Below are 20,830 nucleotides of genomic sequence, written 5' to 3' on the forward strand. Positions count from 1 at the left end.
TACACGCGGCGCCGTCGGCGGCCTCCTCACGGGCGGTGGAACCGGCGCCCCACGCACGACGGCTGCCCCCGACGGCACACATACGTGAGGGCGGCCCCGGACAGATCGTCCGGGGCCGCCCTCACGCATCTGAGAGGGGTGCCCGCCTCAGCGCATCTTTCCGCCGCGCGGCATCCGCATGCCCTTCGGCATCGGCCCCTTCGGCAGCGGCATGTTGCTCATCAGGTCACCCATCGCCCGCAGCCGGTCGTTGGCCGCCGTGACCTGCGGGCCGGTCAGGACCCGGGGGAGCTTCAGCATCGTGGTGCGCACCTTCTTCAGCGGCACCTGGCCCTCGCCGTCACCGACGATGATGTCGTGCACCGGCACGTCCACCACGATGCGGGCCATCCGCTTCTTCTCGGCGGCGAGCAGGCTCTTCACCCGGTTGGGGTTGCCCTCGGCCACCAGCACGATGCCCGCCTTGCCGACGGCCCGGTGGACGACGTCCTGGCTGCGGTTCATCGCCACCGCCGGCGTCGTGGTCCAGCCGCGGCCCACCCGGTCCAGCACGGCCGCGGCGGCGCCCGGCTGCCCCTCCATCTGCCCGAAGGCCGCGCGCTCGGCACGCCGCCCGAAGATGATCGCCATTGCGAGGAAAGCCAGGACGAAGCCCAGGATGCCCGCGTAGACCGGGTGCCCGATCAGGAAACCGATCCCGAGGAGGACGCCGAAGGTGACGATTCCCACACCCGCGACGACAAGACCGATCTTGGGGTCGGTCCGCCTGGTCATCTTGTAGGTCAGGGCGATCTGCTTGAGCCGCCCCGCGTTCTCGGCGCTGTCCGCGCCTTCAGTGTGTGCCTTCCTCGCCATGCAGCGAAGTTTACGTGGCCCCGGAGCGACCTAGGAACGGTGGGCGGCCACGGCGTCCAGCACGTGCTCGGCCTCCACACGGTCCTTCGCCCGGCGGCGGTCCTCCAGGACGGCCGTCCAGGCGTTCCGGCGGGCGGTGCGCTGGCCACTGCTCAGCAGCAGTGACTCGACGGCGCGGAGTGCGGTGGTGACGGACGGGATCGCGTGGGCGCGAACCGGTGCGGCCTGCATGTGGATGTTCCCCCTCGGAGCGGATGCGCGCACCCGGTGCGCACGGAGTAGCGGGAAGCGGACCCGCAGCGGCCGGAAGGCCGCTGCCGTCTGTGTACCTAGGGTCACTGCTCGGTGTTACCAGTGCATGACCGGTCGGTCAAACACCAATGAAACCCTGATATCGGCGCCGCGCACGCCGACGCGGCCCATACGGGGCCCCGACCTGCGGGGAGCGTACGGGCCGCGTCGAACTTTCGGTTACTGCTCGGTAGCTTCTTGTGCGCCGATTCACACGGCGGGCGTGCCCGCAGGGGCTCCGGCGAGCGCGCCGGAGGTCTCTCCACGGCGCTCCATCGCCTGCTGGAAGAGGCGCCCGGCACGGTAGGAGGACCGCACCAGCGGACCGGACATCACGCCGGAGTAGCCGATGCCCTCGGCCTCCTCCTTCATCTCCACGAACTCGTGCGGCTTGACCCAGCGTTCCACCGGGTGGTGCCGCGGGGAGGGGCGCAGGTACTGGGTGATCGTGATGAGCTCGCACCCCGCGTCGTACAGGTCCTGGAGCGCCTCGCTGACCTCCTCGCGGGTCTCGCCCATGCCGAGGATCAGGTTGGACTTCGTGATCAGGCCGGCCTCGCGGGCCCGCGTGATGACGTCCAGGGACCGCTCGTAACGGAAGCCGGGGCGGATCCGCTTGAAGATCCGCGGGACCGTCTCGACGTTGTGCGCGAGCACCTGGGGGCGCGAGGAGAAGACCTCGGCGAGCTGCGCCGGGTCCGCGTTGAAGTCGGGGATCAGCAGCTCCACCTTCGTGGCGCCGCCCTCCCGCTCCGCGGTCTGCGCGTGGATCTGGCGCACGGTCTCCGCGTACAGCCAGGCGCCGCCGTCCTCCAGGTCGTCGCGGGCGACGCCGGTGATGGTGGCGTAGTTCAGGTCCATCGTCACGACGGACTCGCCCACGCGGCGCGGCTCGTCGCGGTCCAGCGCCTGCGGCTTGCCCGTGTCGATCTGGCAGAAGTCGCAACGCCGGGTGCACTGGTCGCCGCCGATGAGGAAGGTGGCCTCGCGGTCCTCCCAGCATTCGTAGATGTTCGGACAGCCGGCCTCCTGGCACACGGTGTGCAGACCCTCGCCCTTCACGAGCTTCTGCATCTTCGTGTACTCGGGGCCCATCTTCGCCCGGGTTTTGATCCACTCGGGCTTGCGCTCGATGGGGGTCTGGCTGTTTCGGACCTCCAGGCGCAGCATCTTGCGCCCGTCGGGTGCGACACCGGACACTCCGGCACCCCTTTGCTTTCGCTGCATTGGATTCTTCGGCGAACACCAGGGTACGCCCGCGGTGAGAACGGCCCTGCGTCCGGCCAACCTGTGACCGACGGGGCCTATTCCCTACGCCGAGGCGGCCGGCTCCTTCGGCGCGACGACACGGGGGGCGAGGTCGGCGTTCTCCAGGACGTCCCTCAGGTGCTTCTCGGCGACCGGCAGCACCTGCTCGATCGTGATCTCACGGCCCAGCTCGTAGGAGAGCGAGGTGACCCCCGCGTCCCGGATGCCGCACGGCACGATCCTGTCGAACCACGTGTTGTCCGGGTTCACGTTGAGCGCGAACCCGTGCATGGTCACGCCCTTGGCGACCCGGATGCCGATCGCGGCCAGCTTGCGGTCCTCGCGGCGCTGACCGGCGTTGGACGGCGCGTACTCCGGACCGTTCAGCCGGGGGTCGAACTCCTCGTCCCGCAGCCGGGGGTCGAAGTCCAGGGAGAGTCCGCCCAATGAGGGACGCTCGTCGACCGGGTCGCCGAGCACCCAGACACCGCTGCGGCCCTCGACCCGGGACGTCTCCAGGCCGAAGTCGGCGGCCGTACGGATCAGGGCGTCCTCCAGCCGCCGCACGTGCGCGACGACGTCGACCGGGCGCGGCAGCTTCTGGATGGGGTAGCCGACGAGCTGGCCGGGGCCGTGCCAGGTGATCTTCCCGCCGCGGTCGACGTCGATGACCGGGGTGCCGTCCAGCGGCCGCTCGCTGTCGGTCGTGCGCCGCCCCGCCGTGTAGACGGGCGGGTGCTCGAGGAGCAGGCAGGTGTCGGGGACGGTGTCCTCGAACCGGGCGGCGTGCACCTCGCGCTGCTTCTGCCAGGCCTCTTGGTAGTCGACCGCGTCCTCGCCGAACCCCAGACGGACAAACCGCAGCTCACTCACTTCGGGTGCCTCCCTACTCGCGGTGCCGGGAGGCCGGGGGGTGTCCCCGGAGCCACGTCACCCTGCACTGATGTGCGCCCTCGGCAACTGTACGACCGGTCGGCCGCGAGGAGTCCGGCAGGTCGCGAGCCAGGGGCCGGGCACGGCCTGCCGGGCCGACCGTCAGTGATGCGCACAATCCTCACACGATCGGATGAAGGTGGAGCGAACGTCGTCGGCGCCGGCACCCGGGCCGCTAAATTCGCGCCGTTCCGTGTTCTACGGGCCGGGCTGGTCCGTCGCGACGCCAACCAGGCGTAGCGAGAAGCCCCCTCGCCCACGAGGGGGGAGGAGTCACAAGGGCTGCCCGCCGGGCCCCGAAGGCAGGAGACCGTACAGCTGATGTCGGAACGACCTCCGCAGCGCACCCCCAACCGGCGGCTCGCTGCGCTCATCGCGGAAGCCGGGTTCTCCCACGCGGGTCTGGCCCGACGCGTGGATCAGCTCGGCCTCGAACACGGCCTCGACCTGCGGTACGACAAGACCTCGGTCACCCGCTGGCTGCGCGGACAGCAGCCCCGGGGCACCACGCCGGCGCTGATCGCCGAGGTCTTCACCCGGCGCCTCGGACGCCGCCTCTCCACCCAGGACCTGGGACTGGACGCCTGCGCGCCCGTCTACGCCGGCCTGGAGTTCGCGGCCACGCCCGCCGAGGCCGTCGACATCGTCAGCGGCCTGTGGCGCAAGGACTCGGGCAGCCATGCCGAGCTGCGCAAGATCGCCTTCACCCCGGCCGGTCTCGTCGTGCCCAGCAGGGACTGGCTCATCGGGCGGGCCGACGACCGGGTCGGGCGCGCGGACCCGGCGTCGCAGGCGGAGGCGGCGACCGTACTGCCCGCCCCGCGCGCTCCCGTCGGGGCCGGCGGCCCGTGGGCGCCGCACGGGCTCCGGACGAACGGACCGCAGCAGAGCACCGGAGCCCACCCCGCCGCGGGGGCCGGCACGCTGCGCGCCCCCGGGGCGGCAGCGCACGGAGCCGGCGTCCACGGCGGCCGGGCCGGCACCCGCGGACCCGGCCACCCCCGTCCGCCGGTACCCGGCGAGCCACCGCCGAGCGTCCCGCGCCAGCGGCGGACCGACCGCGGTCCGGGCCAGCGCGTCGGCAGCGGTGACGTCGCGGCCCTGCGCTCGGTCGCCCAGCTCTTCCGCACGCTGGACGACACCTACGGCGGCGGCCACGCCCGCCAGGCCCTCGTCAGGTACCTCGAGCACGAGGCCGAACCCATGCTGCGCGGGAGCTACGGCGAGGCGGTGGGCCGTCGGCTGTTCTCGGCGGTGGCCGACCTCACCAGGCTGGCGGGCTGGACCTCGTACGACATCGCCGCGCACGGGCTCGCCCAGCGCTACTTCGTCCAGGCCCTGCGGCTCGCGCAGGCCGCGGGCGACCGGGCCTACGGCGCCTACGTCCTGGTCACCATGAGCAGGCAGGCCGTCTACCTCGGACACGGCCGGGAGGCCGTCCAGCTCACCCGCGTCGCCCAGCAGGGCATCGGTGCGTCGGCGCCGCCCGTCGTCATGGCCCTCCTGCACGCCGTCGAGGCGCGCGGCCACGGGGTGCTGGGCGAGACCCGCGCCTGCGGGGCCGCGCTCGTGCGGGCGGAACGCTCGCTGGAGGCCGCCCGGCCCGGCGACGACGTGCCCCACTGGGCGCGCTCCTTCGACGAGGCCCAGCTCGCCGACGAGTTCGCCCACTGCCACCGCGACCTCCAGCAGTACCGCGCCGCCGCGCAGCACGCCGAGCGGTCGCTCCAGCTGCGCGCTCCGGCGTACGCCCGCAGCAGGCTGTTCTGCCGGGTGGTGCTCGCCTCCGCCCGGCTCGGCCTCGGCGAGCTGGAGCAGGCCTGCCTGCTGGGCGCCGAGGCGGCCCAGCAGGCGTCGGAGATGCGGTCGGCGCGCGCGACGGAGTACGTACGGGACTTCGAGCGCCGCCTGGAGCCGTACCACGACGCCGTCGCCGTACGCGGCTACCGCGACCGCGTCGCCGCGCTCGGCTGACCCGCCCGGCCGGCCGTCACGCGGCGGCGGGCAGCGCCGTCCCGCCCTCCGGTCCCTGCCGCACCCCCAGGTCGGCGAGGATCGCCGAGGCCGCCCGGCGGCCGGAGTGCAGGGCGCCCTGGACCGTGCTCGTGTCGCGGTGGTCGCCGCAGACGTAGAGTCCGTCCAGCACCCGCACCGGGCGCCGCAGATCGTGCGGAGGTGGCATCGCGGGGACGGCTTCGGGCTCATGACGGGCCGTCAGCAGCTCCCAGTCGTGCGTGGGCACGGCGTACAGCCGGGCGAGGTGGGCCCGGACCGTGCGGTCGAGATCGGCCGGCGGGGGGCCCAGCACCGTGGAGGTGATCAGTGTCCGGCCCCGTGGTGCGCGCGAGGGGTCGACCGCGCTCATCACGGCGGTGTGCGCGACCGGACCGGAGCGGTCCGCGTCCAGGAGCAGGCGGGAACCGGTCGGCGGGGGGACGGGCGCCGTGTGGTGCAGGACGGTCACCGGATGGAACTCCGGTGTCCGCAGGCCGGGCAGCAGTTCCGCGGCGGCACCCGCTCCGGTCGCCAGCAGCAGGGCCCGGCAGCCCAGCTCCCCGTGTTCCTTGGTGCGTACGGACGTGATGTCGGCAGCCGTGACGTGGACCCCGGTGCGGACGGTCCCCGGCGGCAGAGCGGCTGCCAGCAGCCGCGGCAGCGTCGCGGCACCGCCCGCCGGCACGCAGAGCCCGCCGCGTGCGTAGCTGCGCAGGGTGAGGTCGGCGCAGCGGCTCGACGTGGCCAGCGTGGGATCGCCGAGCATCGCCGAGAGCAGCGGGCGAAGGAAGCCGCCGACCGTGCGCGACGGGAGGCCGCGGGCGGCCAGGGCGGGGAGCGCGGGGCGGTCGGGGCGGGCCAGTATCCGCTCCGTGGGGGTGGCGGCGAGCCTGGCCAGCCAGGCGCCGAGCCTGGCCTGTTCGACGGTCCCGCCCAGCGGGGCCGTGGGGGCGCCCGGCCGGGAGCGCACCGCCTTGAGTGCGCCCCTCGCGCTCCGTACGTCCCCGGCGCGGTACCGGCGGCCCCCGCTGTGGACCAGCACCCCCGGCGCGAAGTCACGCAGGACCAGCCCGTCCAGTCCCGGTGTGCCGCTCAGCTCCGGATAGGCGGAGCTGAGCAGGGCCCCCAGGTCGTCGAGCAGGAAACCGTCCACCTCCTGGGTGGCCATGCGGCCACCGACGTCAGGAGCGGTTTCCAGGACGCTGACGTCCACTCCCGCGCCGGTCAGCCGGTGGGCCGCTGACAGGCCGGCGATCCCGGCCCCGATGATGACCACGTCCGCATGGTGTGCCGTGTGTGCCGTGAGCACGAGCCCCTCCCCGATTCGGCGCGACTGCTGGGGGGCTACTGCCCTCGACAGGCCCCCGGAACGCACCGGTTCGGATCGAAGTTAGGGGGATGGCCGATGTGGGAACAGTCGCACGCACCCCGGGCACCGGTGCACGGGGTCGCACGGCGGCCCGACGGGGCGCGCCGGGGCGATGGCCGGCGAGGCGCCGGGCGGCGGCGGACGGCTTGCGACCTGCGCCGCTTCGCGGGCGGGGCGGGCCGGCCGCGGCGACGGCGCGGCCTCCCTCAGCGCAGGGCGGCGCGGATGGCGGCGTCGATGCCGGGGAAGGCGAACGTGAAGCCCGAGTCGAGAAGTTGGCCGGGCAGCACCCGCTGACTGCCGAGGACGTCCTCGGCGAAGCCGCCGAGTGCGATCCGCAGCGCGGGCGCCGGTGCGGTGAACAGCGTCGGGCGGCGCAGGACCCGCCCCATCGCGGCCGTCACCTCACCGTTGGTGACGGGGGAGGGGCCGGTCAGGTTCACCGGGCCCGCGAGGCTCTCCGTGTCCAGGATGTGCCGCATCGCCGCGATGTGGTCGTGCAGCGCGATGAAGCTCCAGTACTGCCGCCCGTTCCCGAGCCGCCCGCCGAGACCCGCCCGGAACAGCGGGAAGAGGCGCCCCCACGCCCCGCCCTCCCGGGCCACGACCAGTCCGGTCCGGGCGAAGACCGTGCGGATGCCCGCCTCCTCGGCAGGGGCCGCGGCCTCCTCCCACTCCACGCACACGGACGGCAGGAACCCCTCGCCGGGCGGCGCGCTCTCGTCGACCGCGCGGTCCCCGGTGTCGCCGTAGTAACCGATCGCGGACCCGGAGACCAGCACCCTCGGCGGGGTGTCGAGGGAGGCGAGGGCCTCGGCGATCGCCGCGGTGCCCAGCACCCGGCTGTCCCGGATCTCCCGCTTGTACGCCTCGGTCCAGCGCCGGTCGCCGACCCCGGCGCCGGCGAGGTGGACGACGGCGTCGCAGCCGACCAGACCTGCCGCGTCGACGTAACTTCGCCGCGGATCCCACTCCACCTCGTCACCGCTCGCGGGGGGGCGCCGCACGAGGCGCACCACCTCGTGCCCGTCGGCCCGCAGCGAGCGCACGAGCGCCGCGCCGATGAGGCCGGTCGATCCGGTGACGGCGATACGGGAGTGAGGCATGGCGTCCATCCTGCCCCATGGGACGTGCGGTACGCGGAACCCGGCATGGCACAGTGGCCGGCATGTCCGAGCCGACGTTCCGCGCCCTCCTCCCCGTCCGTCCCGCCGCAGCCGCCGACGAAACGGCTCTCGGGGAGCTCGACCGGGCCACCTGGTCGACCCTGCACGCCGTCCAGCCGAGGCCGCAGCCTCCCTACGAGCCGTTCTTCGACGACCGGCACCGGCCGCAGGACTACCTCGTCGCCGAGGCCGCCACCGGGGCGGGCGGGAAGCGCGTCGCCGGGTACCTGCGGCTGGCCGCGCCCACGCCCCTCGCCTGCAACGCGCACGTACGGCAGATACAGGGGCTCGCCGTGGCCGACTGGGCGCGGGGGCACGGCGTCGCCCGGGCGCTGCTGCGCGCCTCGTACGCCGAGGCGCGGCGGCAGGGGGCCGGACGGATCACGCTGCGGGTGCTCGGCCACAACACGCCCGCACGCGCCCTCTACGCCTCCGAGGGGTTCACCGTCGAGGGGGTCCTTCCCGGCGAGTTCTTCCTGGACGGAAGCTACGTCGACGACGTCCTGATGGGGCGTTCCCTCACAGCCTGACCTGCGGGACCCGTCTCAGCCCGCGCCGAAGCGCTCCCAGAGCGCGGGGAGGCGTTCCGCCAGTACGTCGTCGTCCTCCACGGCGAAGGGCGTCCCCGCGGGCTTCGCGGGCGCGGGAGGCAGGCCCAGGTCCGGGGAGACCGCCCCGGTGAGCTGCTCGTACGCCTCGTCGGCGGCGTAGCCGAGCTCCTCGCCGTCCCCGTCGATCTCCTCGTCGAAGTCGTCCAGCAGTTCGGCCAGGCTGTCGGGATCCTGGACCGCGCCCTCGAAGACCTCCCTGCCCTGACCGATCAGCCAGCAGCGGAAGTAGTCGAACGCGTCGTCGCCCGCCCCGCCGAGCAGCACGGCGGCCGCACCCCACAGGTCCCAGTGGTACGCGCGGTTGTAGCGCGCCTCGAAGTGCCGGGCGAAGTCCAGCACGGAGTCGGGGTCGAGCCGCACCAGCCGTTCCACCAGCAGGTCCGCATGGTCCTCGGGGTCGCCGTCGGCGGCCTCGCGGGTGCTGTCGATGATCTCCCAGAACTCCGTTTCGTCCATCACGGGTCCAGCATCTGCCTTCGCGGCGGACGATGCACGCGGAGACACCGAATTGAAGCCTTCAGCGATAGAGGTCGCGCAGGCGTTCGGCGGCGTCGGCGAGGAGTTCGCGCAGAGCGGCCGGGGCGAGGACCTCCAACTCGGGTCCGAGGGCGAGCAGCCGGCCGTACGCGACCTCCAGGGACTCGACCGCCAGAGTCACGGTCAGCCGCCCCTGCGCATCGGGCGTCCCGGCCGCCGCGAGCGCCTCCTCGGCGGCCGCGCGGTCCACGGCGTGCGGCAGCTGCCGCACGCCCGCAGCGGTCAGCCGCACCGTCACCTCGGTCCGCAGGATCGAGCGGGCGAACTGCGCCGCCCGCTCCTCCCAGAAGCGGGGCAGGTCGAAGTCCTCGTCCCGGGTGAAGCGGGCCCCGGACACGGTGACCGCCGTGAACCGGTCGATGCGGTACACCCGGAAGTCGTCGCCCGCCCGCGCGCACAGGTACCAGACACCGGCCTTCAGCACGAGCCCGTACGGGCACAGCTCCCGCTCCACCTCACCCCTCGGGCCGCGGTGGTAGCGGGCCGTGACGATCCGGTCGTCCCACACCGCCTCGGCGACGGCGGGCAGCAGGTCGGGTGTCTCCGGCTCCTGGAACCAGCCGGGGGCGTCCAGGTGGAAGCGCTGGGCGGCGGTCCGCGAGGCGTCGCTGAGGGAGGGGAGCAGGGCGGCCGAGACCTTCAGCCGGGCGGCGGACGCGGCGTCGTCGAGCCCCATCTCCCGCAGGGCGGAGGGCAGCCCGGACAGGAACAGGGCCTCGGCCTCGTGCCGGGCCAGCCCGGTGAGCCGGGTCCGGTACCCGCCGACGAGCCGGTACCCGCCGACCCGGCCGCGGTCCGCGTAGACGGGCACGCCCGCCTCGGAGAGCGCCTGGGCGTCCCGGGTCACGGTGCGCTCCGACACCTCCAGCTCCGTCGCCAGCTCGGCGGCGGTCATGGCGGGGCGGGACTGCAGGAGCAGCACCATCTTGATGAGCCGGGCAGCACGCATGGAGCCATTGTGCGGGGCCCGGGACAACGGCGGGGCAGGGACCCGGCTGACCCGGCCCCTGCCCCGCCCGGCCTGGTCAGAGACCGTAGCGCTCGCGCGCCTCCTTGACCGTGGAGGCCGGCACCTCGCCGCGGCGGGCCAGCTGGGCCAGAGCCGCGACGGTGATCGACTGCGCGTCCACGCCGAAGTGGCGACGGGCCGCGGCGCGGGTGTCGGAGAGGCCGAAGCCGTCCGTGCCCAGCGAGAACCAGTCCTGCTCGACCCACTGGCTGATCTGGTCGGGGACCGCGCGCATCCAGTCGCTGACCGCGAGGACCGGGCCCGGAGCGCCGGAGAGCGCCTGGGTCACGTACGGCTCGCGCTCCTCGCCGCGGAGCATCGCCTCCTCGGCGGCCAGCGCGTCACGGCGCAGCTCGCCCCACGAGGTGGCGGACCAGACGTCGGCCGTGACGTTCCAATCGGCGGCCAGCAGCTCCTGGGCCTCCAGCGCCCAGTGGATCGCCGTGCCGGAGGCGAGCAGCTGGAGGCGCGGCGCGCCCGCTGCGGCGGGCACGCCCTCCTTGAAGCGGTACAGGCCCTTGACGATGCCGTCCTCGACGCCCTCGGGCATCGCCGGCTGCGGCTTCGGCTCGTTGTAGACCGTCAGGTAGTAGAAGACGTTCGCGTCCTCGCCGGGCGCGGCCTGGCCGTACATCCGCCGCAGACCGTCCTTGACGATCACCGCGATCTCGTACGCGAACGCCGGGTCGTAGTTGAGCGACGCCGGGTTCGTGGACGCGATCAGGTGCGAGTGGCCGTCCGCGTGCTGGAGGCCCTCACCCGTCAGGGTCGTACGGCCCGCCGTGGCGCCGACGATGAAGCCCTTGCCGAGCTGGTCGGCGAGCTGCCACATCTGGTCGCCGGTCCGCTGCCAGCCGAACATCGAGTAGAAGATGTAGAACGGGATCATCGTCTCGCCGTGCGTGGCGTACGACGACGCGGCGGCGATGAAGTCGGCCATGGCGCCGGCCTCGGTGATCCCCTCGTTGAGGATCTGGCCGTCCTTGGCCTCCTTGTAGTACATGAGCTGGTCGCGGTCGACCGGCTCGTACGTCTGGCCGAGCGGCGAGTAGATGCCGGCCGAGGGGAAGAGGGACTCCATGCCGAAGGTCCGGGCCTCGTCGGGGACGATCGGCACCCAGCGCCTGCCGGTCTCCTTGTCCCGCATCAGGTCCTTCACCAGGCGGACGAACGCCATGGTGGTGGCCATCTCCTGCTTGCCCGACCCCTTGTACAGGGCCTTGAAGGCACGCTCCTCCGGCTGGGGCAGCGCGACGGCGTGCACCCGGCGGGCGGGGGCCGGGCCGCCGAGGGCGGCACGGCGCTCCTGGAGGTAGCGGACCTCGGGGGAGTCGGCGCCCGGGTGGCCGTAGGGCACCAGCCCGCCCTCGAAGGCGCTGTCCGGGATCGGGAGGCCGAGCAGCTCACGCATGCTCTTGAACTCGTCGATCGACAGCTTCTTCATCTGGTGGTTGGCGTTCTTGGACTCGAAGCCCTTGCCGAGCGTGTAGCCCTTGACCGTCTGGGCCAGGATCACGGTCGGCGCGCCCTCGTGCTCGAGGGCGGCACGGTAGGCCGCGTACACCTTGCGGGCCTCGTGGCCGCCGCGGGAGCTGTAGAAGCACTCGGCGATCTTCGCGTCGCTCAGCAGCTTCGCCAGCTCGGCGAGCGCGGGCTCGGCGCCGAAGAAGTGGTCTCGGATGTAGGCGACGTCGCGGGTCGCGTACGTCTGGAACTGCGCGTCCGGCACCTCGCGCAGGCGGCGGATCAGCGCGCCCGTGGTGTCCAGCTGGAACAGCTCGTCCCAGGCGTTGCCCCAGAGCGTCTTGACGACGTTCCAGCCGGCCCCGCGGAAGGCGCCCTCGAGCTCCTGGACCACGCGGAAGTTGGCGCGTACCGGGCCGTCGAGGCGCTGCAGGTTGCAGTTGATGACGAAGGTCAGGTTGTCGAGCCGCTCACGGGCCGCGAGGGCGAGGGCCGCGGTCGACTCGGGCTCGTCCATCTCGCCGTCGCCCAGGAAGGCCCAGACGTGCGAGTTCGACGTGTCCTTGATGCCGCGGTTGGTCAGATAGCGGTTGAAGCGCGCCTGGTAGATCGCCGAGAGCGGGCCGAGGCCCATCGACACGGTGGGGAACTCCCACAGCCACGGCAGCCGCCGCGGGTGGGGGTAGGACGGCAGGCCGTCGCCCCCGGACTCCTGGCGGAAGTTGTCGAGCTGCTGCTCGCTGAGACGGCCGTCGAGGAAGGCGCGGGCGTAGATGCCGGGTGAGGCGTGGCCCTGGATGTAGAGCTGGTCGCCGGAGCCGTCGCCCTCCTTGCCACGGAAGAAGTGGTTGAAGCCGGTCTCGTACAGCCAGGCGGCCGAGGCGAACGTGGCGATGTGACCGCCGACGCCGTACCGGGCGCCCCGGGTGACCATCGCGGCCGCGTTCCAGCGGTTCCACGCGGTGATCCTGGACTCCATCTCCAGGTCGCCGTCGAAGGCGGGCTCCGCGGAGGTGGGGATGGTGTTGACGTAATCGGTCTCCAGCAGCTTGGGCAGCGCGATACCGGCGCCCTCCGCGTGCTGGAGCGAGCGCCGCATCAGGTACGCGGCACGGTGCGGGCCCGCGGCCTTGGTGACGGCGTCCAGGGAGGCCGCCCACTCGGCGGTCTCCTCGGGGTCGCGGTCCGGGAGCTGGTCGAGCTCGCTCGGAAGCTTTGCTACGGGGTCGGTCATGATCGCCGCCTTCCGGTATGGAGGGGGGTGGAGAAGGCCCTGACTGGCAGGACAGGGCGATCGGGCCGGTGGGCCCGCGAGTGAACTGTAAGGCGCCGATCGATGATCGATCAAAGGGTGAAAGGCAAAACTTCTCGATATGAAGAAAAGTGGCATGCGGTGCCTCGAAATGGGGCACGCAGTGACGGGACCAAGCGGGAAAAAGGGGCGCTGACCTGCACGGCGGAGCGCTCGGCGGCACACCTGGGCGCCTCGGTCCGACGACGCTCAGGCGCGCGGCGCGCAGCCGAGGACGTGCTCCTTGACCAGTACGGCGATCCGCGGGTCGCGCCGGAGGAACGCCTCGATGAGCGCCTCGTGCTCCTCCGCGTACGACTTCTGCACCGTGCCCAGCCAGCGGATCGACAGGGCGGTGAACACCTCGATGCCGAGGCCCTCCCAGGTGTGCAGCAGCACGGCGTTCCCGGCCGCCCGCACCATCTCGCGGTGGAAGGCCACCGTGTGCCGCACCTGCGCCTCGCCGTCGGCCAGCCGGTCCGCCTCGTACAGCGCCGCCACGTGCGGGGTGAGCGCCGAGCAGTCCTCGGCGAGGGTGGGGGCCGCGAGTTCCGCGGCGATCTGCTCCAGCCCGGCGCGTACGGGGTAGCTCTCCTCCAGGTCGGCCGCGGTGAGATTGCGTACCCGGACGCCCTTGTTGGGCGCCGACTCGATCAGCCGCAGGGTCTCCAGTTCGCGCAGTGCCTCCCGCACGGGTGTCTGGCTGACCTCGAGCTCGGTCGCGATACGGCGCTCCACGATCCGCTCGCCCGGCTTCCAGCGCCCGCTGACGATCCCGTCCACGATGTGCTCGCGGATCTGTTCGCGCAGCGAGTGGACGACGGGCGGGGTCATGACGGGCTCCTTCGGGGCGAACCGGGGCTGCTCTCCACCAACGCGGCCGAGAGAACGGCCCGTGGTCCCTAGACCATACGGCGGCGCCCCCGTCCGGAAGCGTTCCGGACGGGGGCGCCGCTGGTGAGGCTGGTTACAGCCGCAGAGCTCAGAGGCCGAGCTCGACCTCGAACTCGCCGGCCTCCAGGATCGCCTTGACCGTCGTCAGGTAGCGGGCGGCGTCCGCGCCGTCCACCAGACGGTGGTCGTAGGAGAGCGAGAGGTACGTCATGTCGCGGACACCGATGACGGTGCCCTCGGCGGTCTCGATGACCGCCGGACGCTTGACGGTGGCACCGATGCCCAGGATGGCCGCCTGGTTCGGCGGCACGATGACCGTGTCGAACAGCGCACCGCGCGAACCGGTGTTGCTGACGGTGAACGTCGCACCGGACATGTCGTCCGGGGTGAGGCCGCCCCCACGCGCCTTGCCGGCCAGCTCGGCCGTCTTCTTCGCGATGCCGGCGATGTTCAGGTCGCCCGCACCCTTGATGACCGGGGTCATCAGACCCTTCTCGGCGTCCACGGCGATGCCGATGTTCTCCGAGTCGAAGTACGTGATGGTGCCCTCGTCCTCGTTGATCCGGGCGTTGACGACCGGGTGGGCCTTCAGCGCCTGGGCCGCCGCCTTCACGAAGAACGGCATCGGGGACAGCTTGACGCCCTCACGGGCGGCGAAGGAGTCCTTCGCCTGGTTGCGCAGCTTCATCAGCTTCGTGATGTCGACCTCGAGGACCGTGGTCAGCTGGGCCTGCGAGTGCAGCGCCTTCATCATGTTGTCGCCGATGAGCTTGCGCATGCGGGTCATCTTGACCGTCTGGCCGCGCAGCGGGGACGCCTCGAGCTTCGGCGCCTTCGCCGCGGCCGGGGCGGCGGCGGCCGGAGCCGGTGCGGCGGCCTTGGCGGCCTCCGCGGCGGCGGCTGCGGCCACTACGTCCTGCTTGCGGATGCGGCCACCGACGCCGGTGCCCTTGACCGCGCCCAGGTCGACGCCGTTCTCGGCGGCGAGCTTGCGGACCAGCGGCGTGACGTACGCGCCCTCGTCACCGGCCGACGCGGCCGGAGCGGGGGTGGCGGGTGCCGGAGCGGCGGGCGCGGGCGCCGGCGCGGCCGGTGCCTGAGCCGCCGGTGCGGCGGGCGCGGCCGGAGCCGGTGCCGGTGCCGGAGCGGGGGTGGGAGCCGGGGCCGGTGCGGCGGGCGCGGGTGCGGCAGCCGGAGCTGCCGGGGCGGCCTCCGCCGGAGCGGCCGCGGGGGCCGGGGCTGCCTCCGCCGGAGCGGCGGCCGGAGCTGCACCGGGAGCACCGATGACGGCGAGCTTGGCGCCGACCTCGGCGGTCTCGTCCTCACCGACGACGATCTCCAGCAGCACGCCGGCGACCGGGGCGGGGATCTCGGTGTCGACCTTGTCCGTGGAGACCTCGAGCAGCGGCTCGTCCTCCGCGACCTCCTCGCCGACCTCCTTCAGCCAGCGGGTGACGGTGCCCTCGGTGACGCTCTCGCCGAGCGCCGGAAGGGTGACGTCCGTGCCGGAGGCGGAGGAGGCGCCGGTGGTGGCCTCGGCGGTCGGAGCCGCGGCCGGTGCCTCGGTCTCGGTCGACGGGGCGGCGGGTGCCTCGGCGGCGGCCGGGGCCGGAACCGCGGCGGGCTCGGGGGCCGGCTCGGCGGCCGGAGCGGTCTCGGCCGCGGGTGCGCCCGAACCGTCGTCGATGACGGCCAGCTCGGCGCCGACCTCGACGGTCTCGTCCTCGGCGACCTTGATGGACGAGAGGACGCCGGACGCCGGGGCGGGGATCTCGGTGTCGACCTTGTCGGTCGAGACCTCGAGCAACGGCTCGTCTGCCTCGACGCGTTCGCCCTCGGCCTTCAGCCAGCGGGTGACGGTGCCCTCGGTGACGCTCTCACCGAGCGCCGGAAGGGTTACGGAAACCGACATGGTTTCGGTTGCTCCTTACGAAAGTGCGGAAGTGGTCGGTCGTCGCGCCCGGACTGGATCAGTCGTGGGAGTGGAGAGGCTTGCCGGCCAGGGCCAGGTGGGCCTCGCCCATTGCTTCGTTCTGGGTCGGGTGGGCGTGGATGAGCTGCGCGACCTCGGCCGGCAGTGCCTCCCAGTTGTAGATCAGCTGAGCTTCGCCGACCTGCTCGCCCATACGGTCACCGACCATGTGGACGCCGACCACGGCACCGTCCTTGACCTGGACGAGCTTGATCTCGCCCGCGGTCTTCAGGATCTTGCTCTTGCCGTTGCCCGCGAGGTTGTACTTGAGGGCGACGACCTTGTCCGCACCGTAGATCTCCTTGGCCTTGGCCTCGGTGATGCCGACGGAGGCGACCTCGGGGTGGCAGTACGTCACCTTCGGCACGCCGTCGTAGTCGACCGGCACGGTCTTGAGGCCGGCCAGCCGCTCCGCCACCAGGATGCCCTCGGCGAAACCGACGTGGGCCAGCTGGAGGGTGGGGACCAGGTCGCCCACGGCCGAGATCGTCGGCACGTTGGTCTGCATGTACTCGTCGACGAGGACGTAGCCGCGGTCCATGGCGACCCCGGCCTCCTCGTAACCCAGACCCTGCGAGACCGGGCCGCGGCCGATCGCGACCAGCAGGAGCTCCGCCTCGAAGGTCTTGCCGTCGGCGAGCGTGACGCGGACACCGTCCTGCGTGTACTCGGCCTTGTCGAAGAAGGTGCCGAGGTTGAACTTGATGCCGCGCTTGCGGAACGCGCGCTCCAGGAGCTTCGAGCTGTTCTCGTCCTCGACGGGGACCAGGTGCTTGAGGCCCTCGACGATGGTGATGTCGGTGCCGAAGGACTTCCACGCCGAGGCGAACTCGACGCCGATGACGCCGCCGCCCAGGACGATGGCGGACTTCGGGACACGGTCCAGCTTCAGGGCGTGGTCCGAGGAGATGATCCGGTTGCCGTCGATCTCCAGGCCGGGCAGCGACTTCGGTACGGAACCGGTCGCGAGCAGCACGTGGCGGCCCTGGACGCGCTGGCCGTTGACGTCCACCGAGGTGGGCGACGAGAGCCGGCCCTCACCCTCGATGTAGTGCACCTTGCGCGAGGCGATGAGTCCCTGCAGGCCCTTGTACAGGCCCGAGATCACGTCGTCCTTGTACTTGTGGACGGCCTCCATGTCGATGCCCTCGAAGGTGGCCTTCACGCCGAACTGACCGGCCTCGCGGGCCTGGTCGGCGATCTCGCCGGCGTGCAGCAGCGCCTTCGTGGGGATACAGCCGTTGTGCAGGCAGGTGCCGCCGACCTTGCCCTTCTCGATCAGTGCGACGTCCAGGCCCAGCTGCGCTCCGCGCAGGGCCGCGGCGTAACCGCCGCTACCACCGCCGAGGATCACTAGGTCGAAAACGGTGCTGGCGTCGTTCGCCACGTCACGTCCTCCATGCATGTGCGCCGTATGCCGGGCCCCGTCGCTGGGGTGTGACCGGCCGGTCGGCTGGTGTTCGGCCGCTTGCGTTATTCGGCCCTGTGGTGGGGGCCCTGTCCTGCCGAGAACCCATCTTCGCACTTGTTGAGGGTGGGCGGGACGCGGGCCCCTGGTCCGAGCCGGACGGACATCCGGCTTGGACGGTCGATCATGCGTACAAAAGTTCGGAAAAATCGGCCGGTCAAGGCCGCTCCGGTGAACGCGCACGGCCCCGGACCTATGCCCGGGGCCGTATCCGCTGCGCGCGAACACCGCCGCGCCCGGGGATCAGCCGAGGTCGCCCGCGGCCGTGCGCTCGGCCAGCCTGACCAGCGTGCGGACCGCGGAGCCGGTGCCGCCCTTGGGTGTGTAGCCGTACGGCGCGCCCTCGTGGAAGGCCGGCCCCGCGATGTCCAGGTGCGCCCAGGCGATGCCCTCGCCCACGAACTCCTTCAGGAACAGGCCGGCCACCAGGCCGCCGCCCATCCGCTCGCCCATGTTGGCGATGTCGGCGGTCGGGGAGTCCATGCCCTTGCGCAGGTCGGCGGGGAGCGGCATCGGCCAGGACGCCTCGCCGACCTCCTCGGCGATCTCGTGGATCGACGTACGGAAGGCGTCGTCGTTGGCCATGATGCCGAAGGTGCGGTTGCCCAGCGCCAGCACCATGGCACCGGTCAGGGTGGCCACGTCGACGATCGCGTCCGGCTGCTCCTCCGAGGCGCGGGTCAGCGCGTCGCCCAGGACCAGCCGGCCCTCGGCGTCGGTGTTGAGGACCTCGACGGTCTTGCCGCTGTACATGCGCAGGACGTCACCCGGGCGGGTGGCGTTGCCGGACGGCATGTTCTCGGCGAGCGCCAGCCAGCCGGTGACGTTGACCTTGAGGCCCAGGCGGGCGGCGGTGACGACGGCGGCGAACACGGCGGCGGCACCGCTCATGTCGCACTTCATCGTCTCGTTGTGCCCGGCCGGCTTGAGTGAGATGCCGCCCGAGTCGTAGGTGATGCCCTTGCCCACGAGGGCCAGGGTCTTCTCCGCCTTCGGGTGCGTGTAGGCGAGCCGGACCAGGCGCGGGCCGTGGGTGGAGCCCTGGCCGACGCCCAGCAGACCGCCGAAGCCGCCCTTGACGAGCGCCTTCTCGTCGAGGACCTGCACCTTGATGCCGTGCTCCTTGCCGGCGGCGGTGGCCACGGCGGCGAAGGACTCGGGGTACAGGTCGTTCGGCGGGGTGTTGATCAGGTCGCGGGCGCGGTTGATCTCCTCGGTGAGCGCGAGGGCGCGCTCGGTGGCCGCCTTGAGGGCCTTGTCGCGCGGCTTGGCGCCCAGCAGGACGACCTCGGCGAGCGGCTGCTTCGCGCCGTTCCCTGCCTTGGCGTCCTTGGGGGCCAGCTTGTTCTCGCCGCCCTGGTAGGCGGTGAAGGCGTACGCGCCGAGCAGGGCGCCCTCCGCGACGGCGCCCGCGTCCTCCACGGACTCCGTCGGCAGCGCGAAACCGGCCTTCTTCGCACCGGACAGGGCGCGCGCCGCACTCCCGGCGGCCCGGCGCAGTGCCTCGGCGTCGTAGGCGCCGTCCTTCCCCGGGACCGGACCGAGTCCGACCGCGAGGACGACCGGGGCCTTGAGCCCGGACGGCGCGGGGAGCTTGGTCACTTCGCCCTCGGCACCGGAGGCACCCAGGGTCTCCAGGACGGTGGCGAGCTTTCCGTCGAACGCCTTGTCGACGGCCTCGGCGCCCGGTGCGAGGACCAGGCTCCCGGCCTTGGACCCGGCGCTCTTGGCGACGCCGACGACGAGTGCGTCGGCGCGCAGCGTCGCCGCCCCGGAGGTGCTGAGAGTGAGAGCAGTCACGGTGGTGAAATCTCGCTTCCGTTGAGTGGTGTAGGTGGTCGAGGGGTGGGCCGACCGTGCCCGGCGCATCGTAGACGCCGCCGCAATGTGCCGGGAATGAGCCTACGCGCGCCGTTGCGTCCGGCTCACGGGGGCGGGCCGTCCGGGTCCGGCACGGGGAAGGCGTCCCTCCGTGCCGGGGGCCGGGCAGCGCCGATAGGGTCGTCCGGCGTGCCGGGACGAGCCGGACGGGACGAGCGGGGGAGCACGATGCGGGGCAGTACGGCCGGTACGAGGACATGGGGCCCGGCGCCGCTCGCCGTGCTGGTCCTCCTGGCGGTGCTGGCCGGCTGCGCGCCGGGCGCGGGGCCCGAGGACCCGCCGGCCGCCTCCGGCGCACCGCAGACCGTACGGCGCTGGCAGCCGGAGCCCGGCGTGGACTGGCAGTGGCAGCTCTCGGGCCGGGTGGACACGACGGTCGACGCCCCGGTCTACGACATCGACGGGTTCGATCAGGACGCCGCGACGGTGGCCGCGCTGCACCGCAAGGGCCGCAAGGTCATCTGCTACCTCTCGACGGGCGCCTGGGAGGACTTCCGGCCGGACGCGGAGGAGTTCCCCGCCTCCGTACGCGGCAGGAGCAACGGCTGGGAGGGGGAGTGGTGGCTCGACATCCGCCGTACCGACGTCCTGGAGCCCCTGATGGAGAAGCGGATCGCGATGTGCGCGAAGAAGGGGTTCGACGCGGTGGAGCCGGACAACATGGACGGCTACCTCAACTCCACCGGCTTCCCGCTCACCGCGCGCGACCAGCTCCGCTACAACCGGCTGATCGCCGCTCTCGCCCACCGCCACGGCATGGCCGTCGGCCTGAAGAACGACCTGCCCCAGATCCCGGAGCTGGTGGACGACTTCGACTTCGCGGTCAACGAGCAGTGCGCGCAGTACGACGAGTGCGACACCCTCACCCCGTTCATCGAGGCGGGCAAGGCCGTCTTCCACGCGGAGTACGAGGTGCCCGTCGAGGACTTCTGCGCCGAGTCCCGGCGGCTGCGGCTGAGTTCGCTGCTCAAGAAGTACGAACTCGGCGTGTGGCGCCAGGGCTGCTGAGGACCGGCCCCCTCGCGGATACCTAACCGACGGTCAGGACCACCAGGACCGCGGTGGCCGCGGTCTCCTCCAGGGCCCCGAACACGTCGCCGGTCACTCCGGTGAAGCGCCGCACGCAGTGGCGCAGCAGCAGCCCCGCGGCCCCCAGACCCGCCAGGGCGGCGAGCCCGTGGCTCAGCGCCCCGTACCCGCCCAGCAGCGCGCCGGCCCCCGCGCAGCCGGCGGCCACCACCAGTGCGACGGCCGCCGCCGCGCCGGGCGGCACGGTCCCCGCCACCGCCGCGCCCAGCCCCTCCGGCCTGGCGGGCGGCACGCCGCGGCGGGAGGCCAGGGTGAGTGCCGACCGGGCGACGGCCGCGGCGGCCACCGCGCCGAGCGCCCCGTGCGCCCAGCCCCGGCCGTACAGCTCGAAGAGCGACGCGACCTGCGCCAGCAGGGCGAACACCAGAGTGATCACCCCGAACGGACCGATGTCCGACTGCTTCATGACGCGCAGCGCGTCCTCGGCGGGCCGGGCGCTGCCGAGCCCGTCCGCGGTGTCCGCCAGCCCGTCCAGGTGCAGGCCGCGGGTGAGGGCGGCCGGGAGCGCGGCCGAGGCGACCGCCGCGAGCAGGGGCCCCGATCCGGCGAGCAGGAACGCCGCCCCCGCCGCGGCCGCGAGCAGCCCCACGACGAGTCCGGCGAGCGGGGCGCAGAGCATGCCGGCGCGGGCCGCCTCACGGTCCCAGCGCAGGACCCGGACGGGGAGCACGGTCAGGGTGCCGAAGGCGAAACGCAGGCCGTGGCTGTTCAGGGAGATCACCGCGGGCAGGCTAGCCGGTGCCGCCCGGCGCTAGAT

General features: G+C 72.8%; 17 protein-coding genes. 3 read left to right on the forward strand and 14 right to left on the reverse strand.

Annotation, left to right across the window (positions count from 1 at the left end; genetic code table 11):
• Positions 1–147: 147 nt before the first annotated feature.
• The 4 genes from ACH4VO_RS19250 to lipB all read right to left on the reverse strand — a co-directional run bounded on the left by ACH4VO_RS19250 (position 148) and on the right by lipB (position 3,267).
• Complete coding sequence (locus ACH4VO_RS19250) at positions 148–855, reverse strand: DUF4191 domain-containing protein (RefSeq protein WP_360992886.1); 708 nt, start codon at positions 853–855, stop codon at positions 148–150.
• Between the two features lie 30 nt (positions 856–885).
• On the reverse strand, positions 886–1,086 hold the full coding sequence (locus tag ACH4VO_RS19255) for a hypothetical protein (RefSeq protein WP_360992883.1): 201 nt from the start codon (positions 1,084–1,086) through the stop codon (positions 886–888).
• A 270-nt stretch (positions 1,087–1,356) separates the two neighbouring features.
• Entirely contained in the window at positions 1,357–2,346 is a 990-nt protein-coding gene (gene lipA, locus ACH4VO_RS19260; protein WP_360992880.1) for a lipoyl synthase, read from the reverse strand.
• A gap of 111 nt (positions 2,347–2,457) precedes the next feature.
• The gene (gene lipB / locus ACH4VO_RS19265; protein WP_360992877.1) at positions 2,458–3,267 is read right to left on the reverse strand and encodes a lipoyl(octanoyl) transferase LipB; all 810 of its coding nucleotides are present in this window, start codon (positions 3,265–3,267) and stop codon (positions 2,458–2,460) included.
• A gap of 381 nt (positions 3,268–3,648) precedes the next feature.
• On the opposite strand from lipB, the gene ACH4VO_RS19270 reads away from it, so the two are divergent.
• Complete coding sequence (locus tag ACH4VO_RS19270) at positions 3,649–5,301, forward strand: regulator (protein ID WP_360992874.1); 1,653 nt, start codon at positions 3,649–3,651, stop codon at positions 5,299–5,301.
• A 16-nt stretch (positions 5,302–5,317) separates the two neighbouring features.
• Here the strand turns inward: ACH4VO_RS19270 and ACH4VO_RS19275 are convergent, their stop codons facing one another.
• Together ACH4VO_RS19275 and ACH4VO_RS19280 are read right to left on the reverse strand one after the other, a co-directional pair.
• Complete coding sequence (locus tag ACH4VO_RS19275) at positions 5,318–6,631, reverse strand: NAD(P)/FAD-dependent oxidoreductase (RefSeq protein ID WP_360992871.1); 1,314 nt, start codon at positions 6,629–6,631, stop codon at positions 5,318–5,320.
• A gap of 266 nt (positions 6,632–6,897) precedes the next feature.
• Complete coding sequence (locus ACH4VO_RS19280; protein WP_360992869.1) at positions 6,898–7,797, reverse strand: TIGR01777 family oxidoreductase; 900 nt, start codon at positions 7,795–7,797, stop codon at positions 6,898–6,900.
• 62 nt (positions 7,798–7,859) lie between these two features.
• Here ACH4VO_RS19280 and ACH4VO_RS19285 point away from each other — a divergent pair, with 62 nt between their 5' ends.
• Positions 7,860–8,387 carry an N-acetyltransferase gene (locus ACH4VO_RS19285; RefSeq protein ID WP_360992866.1) on the forward strand — a complete coding sequence of 176 codons (528 nt, stop codon included), beginning with the start codon at positions 7,860–7,862 and terminating at the stop codon, positions 8,385–8,387.
• Between the two features lie 15 nt (positions 8,388–8,402).
• On the opposite strand, the gene ACH4VO_RS19290 is transcribed toward ACH4VO_RS19285, so the two are convergent.
• The 7 genes from ACH4VO_RS19290 to ACH4VO_RS19320 form a co-directional block, all read right to left on the reverse strand.
• Positions 8,403–8,924, reverse strand: a complete 522-nt coding sequence (locus tag ACH4VO_RS19290; protein ID WP_360992948.1) for a DUF4240 domain-containing protein — start codon at positions 8,922–8,924, stop codon at positions 8,403–8,405.
• Positions 8,925–8,985: 61 nt separating this feature from the next.
• A complete protein-coding gene (locus tag ACH4VO_RS19295) occupies positions 8,986–9,954 on the reverse strand; it encodes a WYL domain-containing protein (protein ID WP_360992863.1) in 969 nt (322 codons plus the stop codon).
• Between the two features lie 76 nt (positions 9,955–10,030).
• The gene (gene aceE / locus ACH4VO_RS19300; protein ID WP_360992860.1) at positions 10,031–12,712 is read right to left on the reverse strand and encodes a pyruvate dehydrogenase (acetyl-transferring), homodimeric type; all 2,682 of its coding nucleotides are present in this window, start codon (positions 12,710–12,712) and stop codon (positions 10,031–10,033) included.
• 267 nt (positions 12,713–12,979) lie between these two features.
• On the reverse strand, positions 12,980–13,603 hold the full coding sequence (locus ACH4VO_RS19305; RefSeq protein WP_360992857.1) for a GntR family transcriptional regulator: 624 nt from the start codon (positions 13,601–13,603) through the stop codon (positions 12,980–12,982).
• Between the two features lie 148 nt (positions 13,604–13,751).
• Entirely contained in the window at positions 13,752–15,575 is a 1,824-nt protein-coding gene (gene sucB / locus ACH4VO_RS19310; protein ID WP_360992854.1) for a 2-oxoglutarate dehydrogenase, E2 component, dihydrolipoamide succinyltransferase, read from the reverse strand.
• Between the two features lie 58 nt (positions 15,576–15,633).
• Entirely contained in the window at positions 15,634–17,022 is a 1,389-nt protein-coding gene (gene lpdA, locus ACH4VO_RS19315) for a dihydrolipoyl dehydrogenase (RefSeq protein ID WP_360992851.1), read from the reverse strand.
• A 324-nt stretch (positions 17,023–17,346) separates the two neighbouring features.
• Positions 17,347–18,903 carry a leucyl aminopeptidase gene (locus ACH4VO_RS19320; protein WP_360992848.1) on the reverse strand — a complete coding sequence of 519 codons (1,557 nt, stop codon included), beginning with the start codon at positions 18,901–18,903 and terminating at the stop codon, positions 17,347–17,349.
• Positions 18,904–19,152: 249 nt separating this feature from the next.
• Between ACH4VO_RS19320 and ACH4VO_RS19325 the strand changes: the two genes are divergently transcribed.
• Entirely contained in the window at positions 19,153–19,992 is an 840-nt protein-coding gene (locus ACH4VO_RS19325; protein WP_360992945.1) for an endo alpha-1,4 polygalactosaminidase, read from the forward strand.
• A gap of 22 nt (positions 19,993–20,014) precedes the next feature.
• Here the strand turns inward: ACH4VO_RS19325 and ACH4VO_RS19330 are convergent, their stop codons facing one another.
• Entirely contained in the window at positions 20,015–20,794 is a 780-nt protein-coding gene (locus ACH4VO_RS19330; protein WP_360992845.1) for an adenosylcobinamide-GDP ribazoletransferase, read from the reverse strand.
• Between the last annotated feature and the right edge of the window lie 36 nt (positions 20,795–20,830).

Origin of the sequence: Streptomyces sp. NPDC020780 (assembly GCF_044334475.1) — a bacterium.
GTDB lineage: Bacteria > Actinomycetota > Actinomycetes > Streptomycetales > Streptomycetaceae > Streptomyces.